General features: G+C 50.2%; 14 protein-coding genes and 2 rRNA genes. 2 read left to right on the forward strand and 14 right to left on the reverse strand.

Annotation, left to right across the window (positions count from 1 at the left end; all coding sequences use genetic code 11):
* Positions 1-8: 8 nt before the first annotated feature.
* From opp4C to sigK, 5 genes are all read right to left on the reverse strand, one after another.
* A complete protein-coding gene (gene opp4C / locus AC0YNX_RS13625) occupies positions 9-944 on the reverse strand; it encodes an oligopeptide ABC transporter permease (RefSeq protein ID WP_475816194.1) in 936 nt (311 codons plus the stop codon).
* A gap of 12 nt (positions 945-956) precedes the next feature.
* Positions 957-1,910, reverse strand: a complete 954-nt coding sequence (locus AC0YNX_RS13630) for an ABC transporter permease (protein WP_475816195.1) — start codon at positions 1,908-1,910, stop codon at positions 957-959.
* A gap of 64 nt (positions 1,911-1,974) precedes the next feature.
* Positions 1,975-3,726 (reverse strand): ABC transporter substrate-binding protein, encoded by a 1,752-nt coding sequence (locus AC0YNX_RS13635; protein WP_475816196.1) that lies wholly within the window; start codon positions 3,724-3,726, stop codon positions 1,975-1,977.
* Positions 3,727-3,997: 271 nt separating this feature from the next.
* Complete coding sequence (locus AC0YNX_RS13640; RefSeq protein ID WP_475816197.1) at positions 3,998-4,909, reverse strand: ArsR/SmtB family transcription factor; 912 nt, start codon at positions 4,907-4,909, stop codon at positions 3,998-4,000.
* A gap of 136 nt (positions 4,910-5,045) precedes the next feature.
* Complete coding sequence (sigK, locus tag AC0YNX_RS13645; protein ID WP_475816198.1) at positions 5,046-5,747, reverse strand: RNA polymerase sporulation sigma factor SigK; 702 nt, start codon at positions 5,745-5,747, stop codon at positions 5,046-5,048.
* 234 nt (positions 5,748-5,981) lie between these two features.
* On the opposite strand from sigK, the gene AC0YNX_RS13650 reads away from it, so the two are divergent.
* On the forward strand, positions 5,982-7,166 hold the full coding sequence (locus tag AC0YNX_RS13650) for an MFS transporter (RefSeq protein ID WP_475816199.1): 1,185 nt from the start codon (positions 5,982-5,984) through the stop codon (positions 7,164-7,166).
* Positions 7,167-7,304: 138 nt separating this feature from the next.
* Here the strand turns inward: AC0YNX_RS13650 and AC0YNX_RS13655 are convergent, their stop codons facing one another.
* Genes AC0YNX_RS13655 through AC0YNX_RS13665 form a run of 3 tightly spaced genes read right to left on the reverse strand, consistent with a single transcriptional unit; the run spans position 7,305 to position 9,941 of the window.
* Positions 7,305-8,423, reverse strand: coding sequence for a Gfo/Idh/MocA family protein (locus AC0YNX_RS13655; RefSeq protein ID WP_475816200.1), 1,119 nt, complete (start codon positions 8,421-8,423; stop codon positions 7,305-7,307).
* A 25-nt stretch (positions 8,424-8,448) separates the two neighbouring features.
* Positions 8,449-9,612 carry a UxaA family hydrolase gene (locus AC0YNX_RS13660; protein WP_475816254.1) on the reverse strand — a complete coding sequence of 388 codons (1,164 nt, stop codon included), beginning with the start codon at positions 9,610-9,612 and terminating at the stop codon, positions 8,449-8,451.
* On the reverse strand, positions 9,612-9,941 hold the full coding sequence (locus AC0YNX_RS13665; RefSeq protein ID WP_475816201.1) for a UxaA family hydrolase: 330 nt from the start codon (positions 9,939-9,941) through the stop codon (positions 9,612-9,614). The genes AC0YNX_RS13660 and AC0YNX_RS13665 overlap by 1 nt, the downstream gene beginning before the upstream one ends.
* Before the next feature lie 174 nt (positions 9,942-10,115).
* On the opposite strand from AC0YNX_RS13665, the gene AC0YNX_RS13670 reads away from it, so the two are divergent.
* Positions 10,116-10,979 (forward strand): helix-turn-helix domain-containing protein, encoded by an 864-nt coding sequence (locus AC0YNX_RS13670; RefSeq protein WP_475816202.1) that lies wholly within the window; start codon positions 10,116-10,118, stop codon positions 10,977-10,979.
* 70 nt (positions 10,980-11,049) lie between these two features.
* Here AC0YNX_RS13670 and AC0YNX_RS13675 read toward each other — a convergent pair whose 3' ends face one another.
* The 6 genes from AC0YNX_RS13675 to AC0YNX_RS13700 form a co-directional block, all read right to left on the reverse strand.
* Positions 11,050-12,036 carry a Gfo/Idh/MocA family protein gene (locus AC0YNX_RS13675; RefSeq protein ID WP_475816203.1) on the reverse strand — a complete coding sequence of 329 codons (987 nt, stop codon included), beginning with the start codon at positions 12,034-12,036 and terminating at the stop codon, positions 11,050-11,052.
* Between the two features lie 17 nt (positions 12,037-12,053).
* Positions 12,054-13,010 (reverse strand): 3'-5' exoribonuclease YhaM family protein, encoded by a 957-nt coding sequence (locus AC0YNX_RS13680; protein ID WP_475816255.1) that lies wholly within the window; start codon positions 13,008-13,010, stop codon positions 12,054-12,056.
* Between the two features lie 148 nt (positions 13,011-13,158).
* Positions 13,159-14,235: a helix-turn-helix domain-containing protein gene (locus tag AC0YNX_RS13685; RefSeq protein WP_475816204.1), complete on the reverse strand. Its 1,077-nt coding sequence runs from the start codon at positions 14,233-14,235 to the stop codon at positions 13,159-13,161.
* 81 nt (positions 14,236-14,316) lie between these two features.
* A complete protein-coding gene (locus AC0YNX_RS13690; RefSeq protein ID WP_475816205.1) occupies positions 14,317-15,579 on the reverse strand; it encodes an MFS transporter in 1,263 nt (420 codons plus the stop codon).
* A gap of 213 nt (positions 15,580-15,792) precedes the next feature.
* A 5S ribosomal RNA gene (gene rrf, locus AC0YNX_RS13695) occupies positions 15,793-15,909 on the reverse strand.
* 100 nt (positions 15,910-16,009) lie between these two features.
* A 23S ribosomal RNA gene (locus AC0YNX_RS13700) occupies positions 16,010-16,113 on the reverse strand; the annotation flags it as partial.

A 16,113-nucleotide genomic window follows, 5' to 3' on the forward strand; every position in this document is an offset into this window, starting at 1 on the left:
GCATGCACCTACCTTTTCTGCTTAGGATCCAGTACGTCCCGCAATCCGTCACCAAAAATATTAATGGCGATGACTGTTGCGAAGATCGAGAATCCAGGCGGAATCCACAGCCACGGATGATCCTGAAAGTCAATCATATTGTTCGCCGCGTCGATCATGTTCCCCCACGTTGGCGTGGGGGCCATGACGCCGAGACCGAAATAGCTCAGAACGGACTCGCTTAGAATAGCACCGCCGATATTGAGCGTGGCGATGACGATAATCAGCGGTACCAGATTCGGAAGCAGATGGTTAAACAGCTTCCGGCGGTCACGAAGGCCGAGTACCACGGTTGCTTGCATATACTCCCGCTCCCGCAAGCTCAGCATCTGACCACGCACCATCCGGGCGAGTCCCGGCCAACCGACGATGCTAAGCATCAGCATCACGATATACATCCGGTATTCTGTCGGAACCTTCCACTCCGACAGCAATGCTCCGAAGATGAATAGCAGCGGCAAGCTTGGAATGGTGAGCAGCAAATCCGCAAGTCGCATGACGAGCTGATCGACGACACCTCGGTAGTAACCGGCAACGACACCGAGCAACGTGCCAACGAAAACCGACAGCACCATCGACGCCAGCCCGACGGTCAACGAGATCCGTCCAGCCATCAGAACGCGAGTCAGCACGTCTCGTCCAAGCATATCCGTACCTAGCCAGTGCTTGAGGTTAGGCGCTTTGTTCATAAACGCCATGTTGATTTTATTATCCGTGTACGGCGAGAACACCGGGCCGATGAAGCAGGCCACGAACATGAACGCCACAACGACGAACCCGAGCACGGCCAGCTTGTTCTTCATCAACCGCCGGAGCGATTGCCGCCACAGTGAAGCTTGCGCTGCCCTTCGAACCGGTACTGCTTGGGCGGCACCGCTCGCGCCTTCTGCGTGAATCGTTGACATTCCTTTGACCTCCTACAATCGAACCCTTGGATCGGCGACTCGGTACAAGATGTCCGAGAGTAAGGTGCCGATCACGGTCAGTATCGCGATAAACAGTGTGAATCCCATTAGCAGCGGATAATCCCGCAGCGTGAAGGACTGCATGTAGAGCTGCCCAATTCCTGGCCAATTGAAAATTTTCTCGATGATAAGCGACCCGCCGAATAAAGCGGGAAGCTCGAAGCCCACCAGCGTAATCGCGGGCAGTAAGGCATTGCGCAGCGCATGCCTGAACAGCACCTTACGTTCCTTTAGACCTTTGGCTCTAGCCGTGCGGATGTAATCCTGCTTGATGACATCGATCATATTGCTGCGGAAGTACCGCGTCAGCGATCCGACACCGAGCAAGGTCATTACAATTACCGGCAGTGTCATATGATGAATGACTTCTTTGACATAAGCGAGTCCCGTCGCGTTGCTGCCTGTTGTCAGCATCCCGCCAGGAGGAAGCCACTTCCAGTCAACAGCGAGGATCTTGATCAGGAAGAGACCGATGAAGAACGACGGGATCGACATCGCCGCGAAGAGAAACAACATCACGAAGGTATCAAACCAGGAATATTGTTTGTACGCGACGAAGACGCCGACGACGACCGCAATCACCCAGGTCAGGAATGTGGAGACGATAGCAAGCAGGAATGAGTTCCAGACATATTGGTTGAACAGCGTTAGCACCGGCTTCTGCTGTGCGAGCGAGTAGCCGAAGTCGCCATGGAAGGCGTTCTTCATCCAGGTCCAATATCGTTCGACCACAGGCCTGTTCAATCCGTAAATCTCGCGGAGCTCCGCTTTGCGTTCTGGCGTCAGCTTGATATTCCCCGTAATGAAGTCCCCGGGCGTAAGGGCGTACAAGCAGAAAATCAAGAAGGAAGCCGCGAACAAAATGATGATCATATATAAGATCCGCTTCGTAATGTACGTGCTCATAGTCGACTCCTTAATCTTAGATTCCCCGCCCGCTGCCGGACGAGGAATCTCGTATCATATCGCCTTATTTGCTCAGCGTCCAGTTTGGCAGACTCGGAGCAAGGCCGTTAAATGGGCTGATGCTTAAGTTTTGAATGCGTCCGTTATAGGCATATACGCTTTTCTTGTAGCTCGTAAAGATGACCGGTAGATCGTCATTAAGAATCTGGAAGATTTGTTTGTAAACTTCTTTGCGTTCGTCGATGTTCGACGTCGCTAAGCTTTTGGCGTATAGCTCTTTGAATTTCGGATTATCATAACCAGTAATCTCGCCGTCAACGAACTGGAGCAAACCGTCCGCAGGATCGGTCAGAAGCGATGTCGAGAAGGAAACAAGATCATAATCCCCGCCTTCGACTTTAGAGACGAGCGCATTGAAATCCGCGAACACTTCCGGCTCGAATTTAATGCCGATCGCTTCATAGTCTTCTTTCGCTACTGCGATGAAAACATCGGTATCCGGCTTCTTGGATCCCAGGTAATGGATCGTCAGCTTCTTGCCGTCTTTCTCGCGAATGCCGTCAGTTCCGACCTTCCAACCTGCTTGGTCCAGCAGTTGCTTCGCTTTCTCCGGATCATACTTGTACGGGTTAATACCGTCTTCCGTGTACGCCCATGAAATCAAAGACGAAGGAATATTAGCAACCTGGTAAGCGCCTTGGCTAGCTTCTACGTAAATACTTTGGCGGTCTAGCCCGTAAGTTAGCGCCTGACGAACTAGCTTGTCTTTCAAAGCCGGGTGTTCGAGATTCACTTGAAGGTAACCGTAGTTGCTTGGCGTATACGGTTGGACATTCACGAATCCAAGCGCTTTGAGCTTATCGATATTTTCTTTCGTTGCGCTGAACGACGCATAGTCGACCTCGCCTGTCTCCAAGTACTGCCACGTATCCCCTTCCGATGTTTTATAGATAAAGTGCTCTGTTTTCGGCTTGCCGCCAAAATAGTTCTCGTTCGCGATCATCCGCACTTCCTGCCCCGGAATGAACTTCTCCAGCTTATACGGGCCATTGCCGAGCGGGCTGCCGCTGAGCTTCTTCATATAATCCAGTTGACCTTGCTTGTACTCCTTGCCGTAATAAGCTTTCGACAATACATCGGAACCTAGCAGCGTCAGCGCGCTGGCGTTAGGCTGCTCAAGCGTAACAGAGATCGTCTGCGGATCGATCACCTTGATACCCGAAACGCTTGTTGCCTTGCCTGCTTTATAATCCTCGCCGCCCTTGACATGCAGCGTGCTTACTTGGGAATCGCCGTCATACGATTTGTCGTGGAGAATCGTCCATGTGAATGCGACGTCGTCAGCCGTAAGCGGTGATCCGTCGCTGAATTTCAAGCCTTGGCGCAGGTGGTACGTATAAGTCAAATTATCTGCCGATACATCCCATTTCTCCGCCAACCCCGGAATTGGAAGCCCTTTGTTATCCACGCTGACAAGCGGTGTATAAAGCAAGGACGATACGTTGCCGTCATATCCGCTTTGCTGGAAATACGGCGTGAACGCACCGCTTGGATCGGTCAAGCCCACGATAATCGTGTCCGTGCGGTTCTTTGCCGTATCCGGCAGCTTAGACATATCCACCGCTTGATACAGTCCATTGGCATCAGCTGCCGGAGTCGTTGGCGTATTAGATGCCGTATTGCTCGGCGCAGTCTGGTTCGTGTTTGGAGCGCTGTTGTTTGCTGTTCCAGCATTGTTGCTATTGCTTCCGCAAGCGGTTAATAAGATCGCGCTGGCGAGGATAGCAGTGGATAAGGAAAAGATTTTCTTCTTCATAATGAACAACCTCCCGAAATAAAAATCCCCTATTCAATATTTTATAATTCCGATTGAATTACTCAACATTGTAGATGACCCTATTATAGGCTGGCTTTTTAGTTCTGTAAATAGAGAACTATATAAATATTTCTTTAAGAAAAGAATTAAATGAATAGTTCGGATTAACTGCTCCGATCCCACTCGCTTAAAGACATCAAAAAAAGCCATTCCCACATCGTATGAACGATGCACAAATGGCTTTGCTTTCTTTATAGAGTTATCCGTCCAGCTAGTCGACCTTCTCAATATATTCCATAAGCTTGCCGTACATCTGAGCCAACGCGCCTGACCGTAAGCTGTATGCCGTTAGCGTCTCGCCATCGAAGTGTGCAGTCAACATGCCTGCATGACGCAGCTTCGCAATATGGTCGTGCGTGATGCCTTTCGACAGCTCCAAATGACGCACGATCTCAATAAACGATCTTGGACCTTTGTTCAGGAACCGTAATATTTTTAGCCGGCTCTTCTCAGCCACGCTTCGGATCATGCGATACTCATGCGTCGACAGGAAATCATCATCGCCCAAATATATTCTAGCGGCATAATGGCATACCGTGATGCTGCCGTAGTGGTTAACGACGTTGAACGGTTGGAAATGATACTGCGGCATGAGCACGAGCTTCTCCAATCCGTTGATCGGTTCAAAGAATAACCCGTTCGAGGTTTCGTCGACGAACGCTGCCGGTTCCAACGAGGGAAGCGCTTGCTTCCGGATGTGCACCGATTCATCGAGCCGATTGATGATTGTTCCATCGATATGCTGGAAATATTGCTTGTCCCAAAGCTCGAACAGTTTCGCGGTCCGATCGCGAAACACGGCCATATTAGCAGGAAATTGATTGCCGTATGGTGACATTATTTCATATAGTTCCCCTACCGTCAGGCCTCTGAGCCATTCGGTGAATCCAGCGGCATCTTCGTTCGGGCACAGAAATACGAGCAGATAAGTGAGTTTCCAATCCCCGTCGATGCTCATGCTATCTAGTATTTCAGCTAGTTCCGACGTAATCCGCTGACTGGCCTGTTTAGGCCACGATTCCGTCAGATCCAGTTTCTTATGCGATTTCCGGCAAATATAGGCATGCAAGCTGCTAAGAGCTTCGTAAAGCGGTTTGAATCGAACATCTAAACTGTATGGCACTGCCGCACGCCCCTCTCTGCCTCCTATTATAGCGTGCGTTATTCGCTCCTTACCACTTCGAATTTCCTAGGGCCTTTATTTGCCAGCGAAAAAGCCGCGTATTACGCGGCCTCAGTAAACAATCCTCTTATTCACTTTATCGCTTCGCTTTATAAAACTCGTGATACAGCTTCATCAATGCTCGCTTCTCAATACGCGATACATACGACCTCGAGATTCCCAGATCCTTAGCAATCTCCCTCTGCGTCCGTTCTTCGCCGCCAGTTTCCAAGCCGAACCGGGCAACGATGACTTCTTTCTCACGATCGTCTAATATATCTAAATTCTTATAGATCTTGGATTTCTCAATTTGCAATTGCACTTTCTCAACCACATCATCATGATCTGTTCCGAGGATATCAATCAAGGAGATTTCATTGCCTTCCTTGTCCGTGCCAATTGGATCATGCAAGGAGACATCTTTATTGGACTTCTTCTTGGAGCGAAGATGCATCAGAATCTCATTCTCAATGCATCTCGCGGCAAAAGTAGCCAGTTTCGTCCCCTTCCCAGGAGAATACGATTCAATGGCTTTGATTAAGCCGATCGTGCCGATCGAGATCAAGTCCTCGGTATCTTCTTTCGTATTATCGAATTTCTTCACTACATGCGCGACTAGCCGCAGGTTATGCTCAATGAGAATATTTCTGGAGTTTTGATTGCCGCTCAAGAATAGCTGTATATGCTTCGCTTCTTCCTCCTCCTGCAGCGGCTGGGGAAACGCATTATTTTTGACGTACGAAACAAGTAGTGTCAGCTGTTTGATAAATAAAGCAATCGTTGCGAAGAAACCGGGCATAACGACCATTCCCTCCTTCAATTTGGATGCCCTCTGCCAAGGAGATTCCTCCTTACGCGTACTGACAGTGAAGACTGTTTTACAGTGTATGTAGGCAGTGGCCTAGAAGTGCATGTACCTCCTGTTTGCGGCAAAGAAAGGGAGGGCCAAAAAATATTTTGCGGGAACAGCTTCCTAGCAGGGAACGGTTTATAGTACGATAACAACTAACACTAGCCAAAAGGAAGCGAAGAGATGCCTGTCAATTTAGCTTATTTCCTGTTCTTCTACTTCTTTCTGTACATGGGCAATGCCGTCTATGGAACATTCATCCCGCTCTACTTCCAACATGTCGGGTTTACCCAATCACAGATCGGGACGCTGCTTAGCCTAGGTCCACTCGTCGCCATATTGGCACAACCGGTCTGGGGACTGCTTAGCGACCGAGCACGGACGAAGAACAGCATTCTGCTGCTGCTTATCGCCGGAACCGGCGTGAGCGTTCTGCTCTTCCCGCTCAGCAACATGTTTCTGCTGCTGCTGCTCTTTATTTGTATCTTTACCTTCTTCCAGTCATCCATCTTCACAATTAGCGATGCCGTTACGCTAGAGGTGCTGGACAAGCGGGGCTCAGGCAATTTCAGCCTCATTCGGATGGGAGGGACATTCGGGTTCGCTCTGATGTCGATTCTATTCGGGCTGCTCGCGCAGAAGCGAATCGATCTACTGTTCATCGTCTACACGCTCATTCTCGTCGCCTGCCTGCTGCTCGCGCTTCGTTTTCCTAAGATCGAAGGGCATCAGAAGCGAGGCAAGAAAATATCGGTCTGGGTGCTCCTCCGCAACCGGAAGCTGATGCTCTATATCGGCGCGAATTTTGTGTTTCAGATTACGCTCGGCTACTATTACGCCTTCTTCCCGCTCTATTTCAAAGAGCTTGGGGGCGACAGCGCGTGGCTTGGCTGGTCTATGGTTATTTCCTCGCTGAGCGAGGTTCCGTTCCTGCTGCTGTCGAGCCGTATCTTCAAGCGCGTGCCCGTCTCGTTCATTCTGCTTGGCGCCGGGGCAGCGGCCGCTCTGCGCTGGTATTTGTACACGATCGTGCATCATGCCGGTTGGCTGCTTCCGATTCAAGCGCTGCACGGTCTTATCTTTATCGTCCTATCCGTCACGATGGCGATTGTCATCAACAAGGAAGTGCCTAATGAGCTGAAGGCAAGTGGACAGACGCTCAACGGCCTGCTCTCGATGGGCGTTGCCCGCATTATCGGCAGCTTCTTCGGTGGCATTACGAGCGAAGCGATTGGGATGCGCCAGACATTCTTCTACAACTCGATTCTTGCTACCGTATGCATTGTCATCTTCGCAGGCGCCTTCTGGTACCAGCATGTACAGGATAAAATAAAAAGGCCGCCAGGCATTCGCCAGCAGCCGCAATAATAATGAATTGGAGCCAGCGGAGACATCCGTTGGCTTCACTTGTTCTGTCTTCTTCAGTTCTAAGACGCGTACCACTGTTACACCGCCTGTTCCCTATTTTGCACAAAAAAAGAGAGAGCCTAAGCTCTCCCTCCCATCTTACAGTGACGACGGCACTTTGCCTGCAATCTCCGCAAGCGTGACCGGACGATTCTCCTCCATCGAGAGGTAGGCGCCGAACACCATTTGCATCGTCTTCAAGTTATCCTCAACGCTGTTCTCCGGCTCCCGATCCTCTTCCACAGCTCGCATCAGCTCGCCCATCGTTCCCATGAAAGCATGCGGGAACCATTTGCCATGCAGCCTCGGCGAGAACCAATAATCCTCGTGAATCGCTTTGGTATGAAAGCTCAGCGTATCTTCGCGACCGACCGGATAGTTGTACAACGACCCGTTCGTCCCTTTAATAATGCCTTCGGTTCCTTCGAATCGGTAAGTCGCGTACCAATCATCCTCAGTCGCGATATGATTATGATTGTCATGAATGATGCCGCGTGCTTCGCCGGCGAATTTCATATGAAGCAGCGTCCGTGTCTCGCCAATCGTCTGTTGACCAGGGAAACGCGCACCATCTGCATAGACATACTCAGGCGTACCGAACAAGAAACGAATCGCATCCATGTAATGAATGCTATGATACATGAATTCCAGCGTCGGCATCTCTCTCAGCCAGCCCCAGTTGGCAAAATCCTGCTTCACATTCACTTGAATCGAAGCCTGCAGCAGCTCGCCCAGCCAGCCGCGCTTGATAATCGTATGGCTAGCCCGAATGCTCGGCGACCATCGCATCTGCTGGTTGACCGCGCCTTTCACGCCATACTTGGCGCAAGCATCGCGAATGCGCACCGCTTCCGGATACGATTCCGCAAGCGGCTTCTGGCACAGAATATGCTTGCCGGCAGCTGCCGCACGCTCAGCAATCGCTGGCTGCACCTTCGCTGGAACCGCCAAATCCGCGAACTGAACTTCTGGATCGGCGAGCAACTCATCCAGATCCCCGTACACTTTCGGAATGCCGAATTTCGCAGCGAGCTGTTCAGCGCGCTCCTTGTTCAGATCGAAGATGCCCACTACGCGCAGACCCGCCATCTCATAGGCCGGCAGGTGACAAGCTTCGATAATTTCGCCCGCTCCGATGATGCCGATACCCATCTCCTTGTTGACAGGGAGCTGCGGCTTATATTCCAGATCGAGCCAATCCTTTGCTATCGTATTCATCCCTCGCGTACCTCCGTCTACATGTTTACAAGCTTGGACCGATCCGATTAATGCTGAACTCTTGGTGGCCAAGCACTTCGGCTTTCGTCCATTTGCCTTCTGCAACATCCATAATCTCTTGCCAAATCCGATCTCCAGCCTGTTCAAGACTGCTAGTTCCGTCCAGCATATCGCTGACGTCAACGTCCATATTATCTTCCATCTTCTCGAACGTCATCTTGTTGCCGGTAATCTTAATGACAGGAATAACCGCTGCGCCAGTTGGCGTCCCACGACCTGTCGTGAAGCAGACGATATGTGCACCGCCCGCTGCCATCCCCGATACGCACTCAATATCATTTCCCGGGGAATCCATGAAATAGAGACCATGATCCGGAATGTTCTCCGCATACTCAATAACGCCTTTAATTGGCGCTTTGCCGCACTTACTAATGCAGCCGAGAGATTTCTCCTCAATTGTGGACAGGCCACCTGCGATATTGCCAGGGCTTGGATTGCCGCCGCGCATATCTGCGCCCATCCGCTGTACTTCGTCTTCAAAGCGATTCACGATATGATAGAGCTGATCAGAAACTCCCTGCGTCACGCAGCGCTCTGCAAGCAGATGCTCCGCACCGATGATCTCTGTCGTCTCTCCGATAACGATGGAGCCGCCTTCAGCAATAAGTGAATCTGCTGCAGCTCCAAGCGCCGGGTTCGAAGCCAAGCCGCTCGTCGCATCAGAACCGCCGCATTTCACCCCAACCTTTAATTTATTCCATGGCACTGGCACCTTTTCCTGCTTCTCGAGATCCGCCATCATTCGCTTCGCAAGCTCCGCGCCATGCGAGATCGCCTTCACCGAACCGCCTACAGATTGAATATCGAAGAATTCAACCGGCTTGCCTGTTTTACGGATGTCTTCCGCAAGCGCAGCAGGATCGACAACCTCGCAGCCGAGACTGATAATAAGGACTGCGCCAACGTTAGGGTTTTTTCCCGTTCCGGCAAGCACCTCGAACGTCCGCTCCTTGTCCGCGCCAATTTGGCTGCAGCCATGCTGATGCGGAATCGCCACCGCACCAGGCACCATTTGCATAACCCGATTGCATACTTGGTTGGAGCAAATTACAGTTGGAATAATAAGCAGATGATTGCGAATGCCAATATCCCCGTTCGCCCGTTCGTAGCCCATGAATGTTCCGTTCATCATTGCGCTGCCGCCTCCTTCAAGCCGAGGTCTCCGCGACCGCGAATCCCTTCAATGTTATGGACATGCACATGCTGACCAATGACAATAGATTTCACGGCTCGTCCAATGACTTCCCCATATTTGCGGACCTCCGCGCCTTCTTCCACAGCAGTAATGGCCACCTTATGGCCGAATGGAATAAGATCAACCAACGTTACCGCTTGCAAACCTTGCGAGTTCCGGTACTGAACCGTTTCTCCTGCCGACATGTCGCGAAGCGCGGTTGCAACATGATCGCGTTCGTCCATATAAAGCGCGTCAGCGCCGGATTCAATGTGATGCTCCATCGTAAATTCACCTTCCAGATAAGATAGGATAGACAAACAAGCTGTAAGTCCGATATATTTTATTATAGAAACGAAGATACAGAATAGAAATAATCATTCCCGCTGAAAATATACCTTTTTTTGTCCTATCTTGTTTGTCTTATCCGCGAATCTTCACAAGGAGCTGACGCTAGCATGAATCCGCTTCGCAAACATTTCGACGTCGATACCTCGCTTCCGATCGAGCTCGTCCTGCGCAGTACGAAGAACACGCAATCCGAGCTGCCGGACCATCTGCATGACTGGTTCGAGATTATCTATATCCATAACGGCTCTGGTTCGATCTTTATTAACCATACGTTCTACGAGCTGCAAGCCGGGGATCTGTTTCTCATCCCAGGCAATACGATTCATCGGACGCTTCCGAATCCCGAACAGCCGATTACGTCGTCTGCGATATTCTTCAGCAGCCAATTTGTTCAAGCAACCGTCGTCAGCAAGGACGCTTTCACGTATCTTCGATGCTTCGAGCTCGCCAAGTCGAACCGCCATTATAAGCTCGAGCTGCTTCACGCTGAACAGCAGCGGCTTGAAGCAACGATTGATGAGCTGCAGGAAGAGCTTCGGCACCGTCAGTCCGGCTACCGCCAAGCCGTTCTGCTGCTGCTGCAATCGGTGCTCCTTCATCTGAACCGCAAGACCAATCCCGGCGATGTTTCGCAGCCGCATAGCGGACTTAACAGTCCAACCTGGATGCAGGCAGCGCTTGATTATATCGACGCGCACCTGACCGACAACCTGCAGCTCACGGCACTTGCCAGCCGCGCCGCTGTAAGTCCGTCCTACTTCTCCAGAACGTTCAAGCAAATGACTGGACTTAGTGTCATCGAATTTATTATCGCGAAGCGGATAACGATGGCGAAGGAGCTTCTGTTGACGACCGATCACACGATTGCTGAGATTGCGGTTCAGTGCGGCTTCGAGAGTCTCCCACACTTCTACCGGATGTTTAAGAAATTCGCCGGCAGCACACCGAACCACTATAAGCGCTCCATCTAATTCACAGCACACACAAAAAAAACGCTGCAGCTACATGAAGGTTAAACCTTCTGCAGCGCAGCGTCTTTTATTATTTAAGATCCGCAGGGAACACAAGCCCTTGCTGGCGTCTCGCTTCATCAAGCACGTTCATCACGGCAAGTGAATTCGCGTGCGTATTGACCGGAGATTGACGCTCTCCCGTACGGATCAGCTGCATAAACTGCTCCGCCTCGTAGCTCATCGTCGGACGATCATCCGGTCTCGAAATATCCTCCACCCGGCCATCGCGGTAACGGATTTGAATCTGCTTCGGAATGTTGATGCTGTCGATCGTCATCGTACCCTCTTCGCCTTGAATTTCGGCGAGCAGCGAGGAGTTCGAGATTTTCGAATACATGATCGTCGCATTCATGCCTTCATACTTCGCGATCAAGCCGCCTTGGCCATCCACGCCGGACTCCAGCATAATGCCGTTAGCGGCGATCTCCTTAGGCGCACCGAACAGCACTACCATTGGATAGATGCAGTACACGCCGAGATCCATCAGCGCGCCATTCGAGAACTCAGGCTTGAACGCATTCAGCACGGTCCCGTTCTTATAAGCATCGTAACGCGAAGAGTATTGGCAGTAGCTTGCAAAATATCTCCGCACCGTCCCAAGCTTCGGCAGATTATCCACAATCGCTTGGAAGCCAGGAAGCAGCGTGCTCTTCAGCGCTTCCATGAATACGACATTGTGCTCCTGCGCGGTTTCAATCATCTTCGTCAACTCACGCGCATTCGACGCAGCTGGCTTCTCACAGAGAACATGCTTGCCCCCGCGCATACAGATCATCGCCTGCTCAGCATGGAAGGAGGTTGGCGAAGCGATATATACCGCATCAAGCTCATTGCTTGCAGCCATGTCAGCCAAATTCGTGAACGTGAACGGAATGCTATGCTTGGCAGCGAAGATGTCTGCTTGTTCCTGCGTTCTGGAATAGACAGCAGTTAGCGTGAAGCCCTCTACCGTTCTAGCCGCCTCAATAAACTGTTCTGTAATCCAATTTGTACCAATAATGCCGAATCTAATCATGTTGTAGAATCCTCCATCTAAAAATTTAACCGATAGATTGCCTTGTTCTCCAGCCCACGAATTGGTGGCGTCCACGATTCATCATCGGGAATTGTTGCAAAAGCATCCTCAATCATTTGCAGCTTCGCATCCATCGAGTCGATATGATGCAGGGCAACTGCCTCTGCCAGCTGCGGCTGCACCGGACTGCCCCACTCGCCAAGGTTATGATGAGAGAGAACAAGATGCTGCAGCGCCATAATGCGTTCAGCGTCTGGATCAATGCCAAGGTGAATCGCCGCTTCCGTGATCCACAGCGATGCCTGCGAAATATGCCCAATCAGCTTGCCTGGCGTGCTGTAATCCGATACGATGCCAAGCTCGGAAACCATCTCAACGGGCTTCGCGATATCATGAAGAATGATGCCTGCTTTAATCAGATCTGGATTGAGAAAAGGACGCTGCTTGCACAGAAATGCGCCGATCTCCAGCATTCTTACAATATGATACACCAATCCGGCGTAATATGCATGATGATGCGTCTTCGCTGCCGGCGCATGCAGAAGCCGATCACCGATTTTGTCCAAGCAATATTGAACGATTGCGCGAATATCCGGATCCGCGATACTGTCTTTAGTGGTGTAGACGGTTGTAAGCAGCTCTTCCGCCTCAACCGGCGCTGAGCGAATGAAATCCGTTAAGTTGACACCGTCTGCTTCCGTCGTCCTGCGGATACGAATAATCTTCACCTGCAGCTTATCCCGGTACAGCTGTGCAGTACCTTGCACCTTCACAAGCGACATCGCAGTGAAACTATCTTTATCCGTTTGAGCAGCGTCCCAAATTTTCGCTGAAATCTGTCCCGTGGAATCGGACAGCATCAAATTCATAAAATCCTTCGGAGGCGTCGTGTTTGTCTGCTTCACTTCGCTCTCCTTAATGAGATAGAAGCCGACGAATTCCTCGCCATCGCGCATATCCCGTACATTTGTCATGAGTAGCTCTTTCATACTTTAACCTCCAACTCTTGCTGTATATCTCCATACATTTCGAGCTTAAGGTCGCAATTTCCTTTTTTACAGTGAACGTAAAAAAAAACCATACCGCCCGATAAATATCGGTCCAGCATGGTTTCCTTCGCATTTAGCGTGTATTGCTCAGCATATTTCGAACCAAACGATCGAGCATATCCTTCGGGAGGAATGGAGCGAGCTTCGTTACAAGCTCGGTATCGAACGTAACTGACTCCGCAAGGCTGACCAACCTCTCAACATTTTCCTTCTGTAGAAAAGGTGCAATTGAAACAAGCGTATGCGTATCGATAGATCCTTCTGCCACTCTCTCGATAAGCCGGTTCAGCGCTTTCTCACCTAAGAAAGGGGCGAGCGCTTTCACAACGTTCCAGCCTACAGTGCCGTTTTCAACTTTCTGCATGAGGCGATCGAGCTGGCTTTGCTCAAGAAAGGGCGCCAATCTTGTAATTTGGTTCAGCTCCACGGCATTATCCGTTGCTTTATCGACTAATTTGCCGAGCATCTCTGAGCTTGCAAACGGTGCGAGTCTCTGCACAAAATCCAGGCTGACCTCATCACTGTCCAAGCGGCGATCAATCATTTCATCGACGAGGTCTGTGCTCAGGAATGGAGCCAGCTTTAGAATCAGTTTCAATTCACGATTCGTATTCTGGTCCTCATCATTGTTATCATGATGATGGTCATGATGATGGTCATGATGGTGGTCATGATGATGCTCATGGTGATGTTGATCATGATGATGTTCATGTTCATGCTCATCTTCATGTTCGTCCTCATCTTCATGTTCGTCCTCATCTTCATGCTCATCCTCGAGCTCATCCTCGTGCTCATCTTCATGCTCATCTTCATGTTCGTGCTCATCCTCTTGCTCAACTGCCTGATCATCCTCTGCCGCAGTAACAGCCACTTCTTCATGTTGAAGCTCTTCTTGCTGTGCTTCCGCAGCAACAGTCAGAGGAAGAACAACAACAACTTTCTTTTTCTCTCCGGCCAGCAATTCTTCAATCGTTAGACCAAGGAGCTTGCTAATCGGCGACAGCAGACTAATATCCGGCATGGACTCGCCGCGCTCCCATTTGGATACCGCCTGATGGGTAAGGCTTAACTGTTCGGCAAACTCAGCTTGCGTCATCCCGTGCTCTTTTCTAAGCTTAGCAATGAAAGCCCCGATCTTGTACATATCCATGTATCTAACGCCTCCGCTATCGCAATTTGTACAGTGCGCACTGTCTGGATGTAGAATAGCACAGTGACATGCCTTGGCCTATCAAGCATCAGTTGAACAGGTCATTTCAACTGTCGGTTGAATCGCTTTTCGACTACTCTTGGCATACATCATCATCATAGGCACGCTCATCAGAAACGAGATGACTATAAAGATCAGCGGAAACTTCGCATTAATCGTATACGCCCAGCCGCCGATCAGTCCCGCAGGGAAAGTGAAGATGAGAATCAGTACGCCGAGGATAGAGAAAATCTTCGCCCTATTGTCGTCATCGATCGCATTTTGAATGGATGATTCCAAATACGGGCTAGCGAGAAGTCCACCAATTGCCATGACAACCGTACTGATGATTGTAGCCGTGATGTTGCCCGGTCCCGCTGACAGCAGAATCATGAATGAGGCTGCCGAGATCAAGAAGCCCCAGATCATATAACGATTGGCCAGCTTTTCTTTAAGCCGCGGCGATGCAGTGAACAGGAACAGTATCATGGCCGCTGACGAAATCGCTGGGAATATCGAGATGAACGCATCATTAATCTGTAGGGCATCCACCCAGTAGACCGACAAATAGGTATTGCGCAGCGTCATCTGGAAGTTGAATAGAATGTAGACGCCAAAAATAATCATCAATGGCTTATTCGTCCCTATGAGCTTTAACACGGCTTTGTATTCAGCCAGCGTATCCGAGAAGCTGATCTTCGAGCTCTCTTGCATTTTTTTGATCCCAATTTCCGTCTCATGTGTTTTGAAATGCCTTACAATGATCATGATCGTCATCCCGACAAAAGCGAGGAGATACATGAACCGCATTCCAGGAACGAGTGAATAATGGTTCACAAGCAAGCCGCCAAGCGGCGCAAACAGCCCGCCAACAACATTAATAAACATCAGAATGGTAAAGACGATCGAACGGTTCTCCGGCTTCGTATCCTCCACGAGCAGACAGTACCACGCAGTCGTCGGCACACGCTGAAAGCTGTTCACGATTGCTGCGATAAGGAAGAACCAGAAGTTTTGCGATACTGCCCACAATAACGTTGCGATGCTCCAGCTCAGAAGATCATATACAAGCAGCGCTTTTCTTCGACCCATCTTGTCCGTTAAGTGACCACTGATAAGCGCAGTGAAGATCTGAATCGCCATGCCGATGGACGTGATAAGTCCGATTTGGGTTTCGTTAACGCCAAGCTTAAGCATGTAGATTGAAGCGTAAGTCATGTACATATTAAACGGTATTAGAAAAAGCGGTTCATACAGCAAACAGTTTCTTGCATTGCCTTGAATCCTTCTCCACACAATGGGCATCTCCTCGGAATATGTGTTGTTATGATTTCAGTTTTCGTATCTGCGCAGCTCACTTCCGAGCTTGCATAAGCAGGCTTCGATGCTTGGTAGGTTATGTCATTATCAGTCCTCCGAGAATAAGTAAAATCCATAACAGTATATATTCGAAAGCGCATACACACAATCCTTTTAAATACAAAAAAACCGACCATATGAATATGGTCGGTTATCTCTGCTTGGCGACGTCCTACTCTTCCAGGACCCTGCGGTCCAAGTACCATCGGCGCTGGAGGGCTTAACGGTCGTGTTCGGGATGGGTACGCGTGGTTCCCCTCCGCCATCGCCACCAAACGTGGTCTGCGTTAGCAAGACTCTATATACAAGGCCTTACGCCCTGAAAACTGGATACGAACCTTTGCGAAGGTTTCTTACTTAGCTGGATTTACTTATTTAGGATAAGCCCTCGACCGATTAGTATTCGTCAGCTGCACACGTTGCCGCGCTTCCACCTCGAACCTATCAACCTGATCGTCTTTCAGGGGTCTTACATACTGG

Source organism: Paenibacillus sp. J31R98 (assembly GCF_056269245.1).

Excerpts from the sequence above, each read along its gene's own strand:
- AC0YNX_RS13660 (WP_475816254.1), bottom strand. The coding sequence starts at position 9,612 with ATGAACGGAACATTCATGGGCTACGAACGGGCGAACGGGGATATTGGC.
- AC0YNX_RS13630 (WP_475816195.1), bottom strand. The coding sequence starts at position 1,910 with ATGAGCACGTACATTACGAAGCGGATCTTATATATGATCATCATTTTG.
- AC0YNX_RS13655 (WP_475816200.1), bottom strand. The coding sequence starts at position 8,423 with ATGAATACGATAGCAAAGGATTGGCTCGATCTGGAATATAAGCCGCAG.
- opp4C (WP_475816194.1), bottom strand. The coding sequence starts at position 944 with ATGTCAACGATTCACGCAGAAGGCGCGAGCGGTGCCGCCCAAGCAGTA.
- AC0YNX_RS13680 (WP_475816255.1), bottom strand. The coding sequence starts at position 13,010 with ATGACAAATGTACGGGATATGCGCGATGGCGAGGAATTCGTCGGCTTC.
- AC0YNX_RS13665 (WP_475816201.1), bottom strand. The coding sequence starts at position 9,941 with ATGGAGCATCACATTGAATCCGGCGCTGACGCGCTTTATATGGACGAA.
- AC0YNX_RS13685 (WP_475816204.1), bottom strand. The coding sequence starts at position 14,235 with ATGGATATGTACAAGATCGGGGCTTTCATTGCTAAGCTTAGAAAAGAG.
- AC0YNX_RS13635 (WP_475816196.1), bottom strand. The coding sequence starts at position 3,726 with ATGAAGAAGAAAATCTTTTCCTTATCCACTGCTATCCTCGCCAGCGCG.
- sigK (WP_475816198.1), bottom strand. The coding sequence starts at position 5,747 with ATGCCCGGTTTCTTCGCAACGATTGCTTTATTTATCAAACAGCTGACA.
- AC0YNX_RS13650 (WP_475816199.1), top strand. The coding sequence starts at position 5,982 with ATGCCTGTCAATTTAGCTTATTTCCTGTTCTTCTACTTCTTTCTGTAC.
- AC0YNX_RS13675 (WP_475816203.1), bottom strand. The coding sequence starts at position 12,036 with ATGATTAGATTCGGCATTATTGGTACAAATTGGATTACAGAACAGTTT.
- AC0YNX_RS13690 (WP_475816205.1), bottom strand. The coding sequence starts at position 15,579 with ATGCCCATTGTGTGGAGAAGGATTCAAGGCAATGCAAGAAACTGTTTG.
- AC0YNX_RS13670 (WP_475816202.1), top strand. The coding sequence starts at position 10,116 with ATGAATCCGCTTCGCAAACATTTCGACGTCGATACCTCGCTTCCGATC.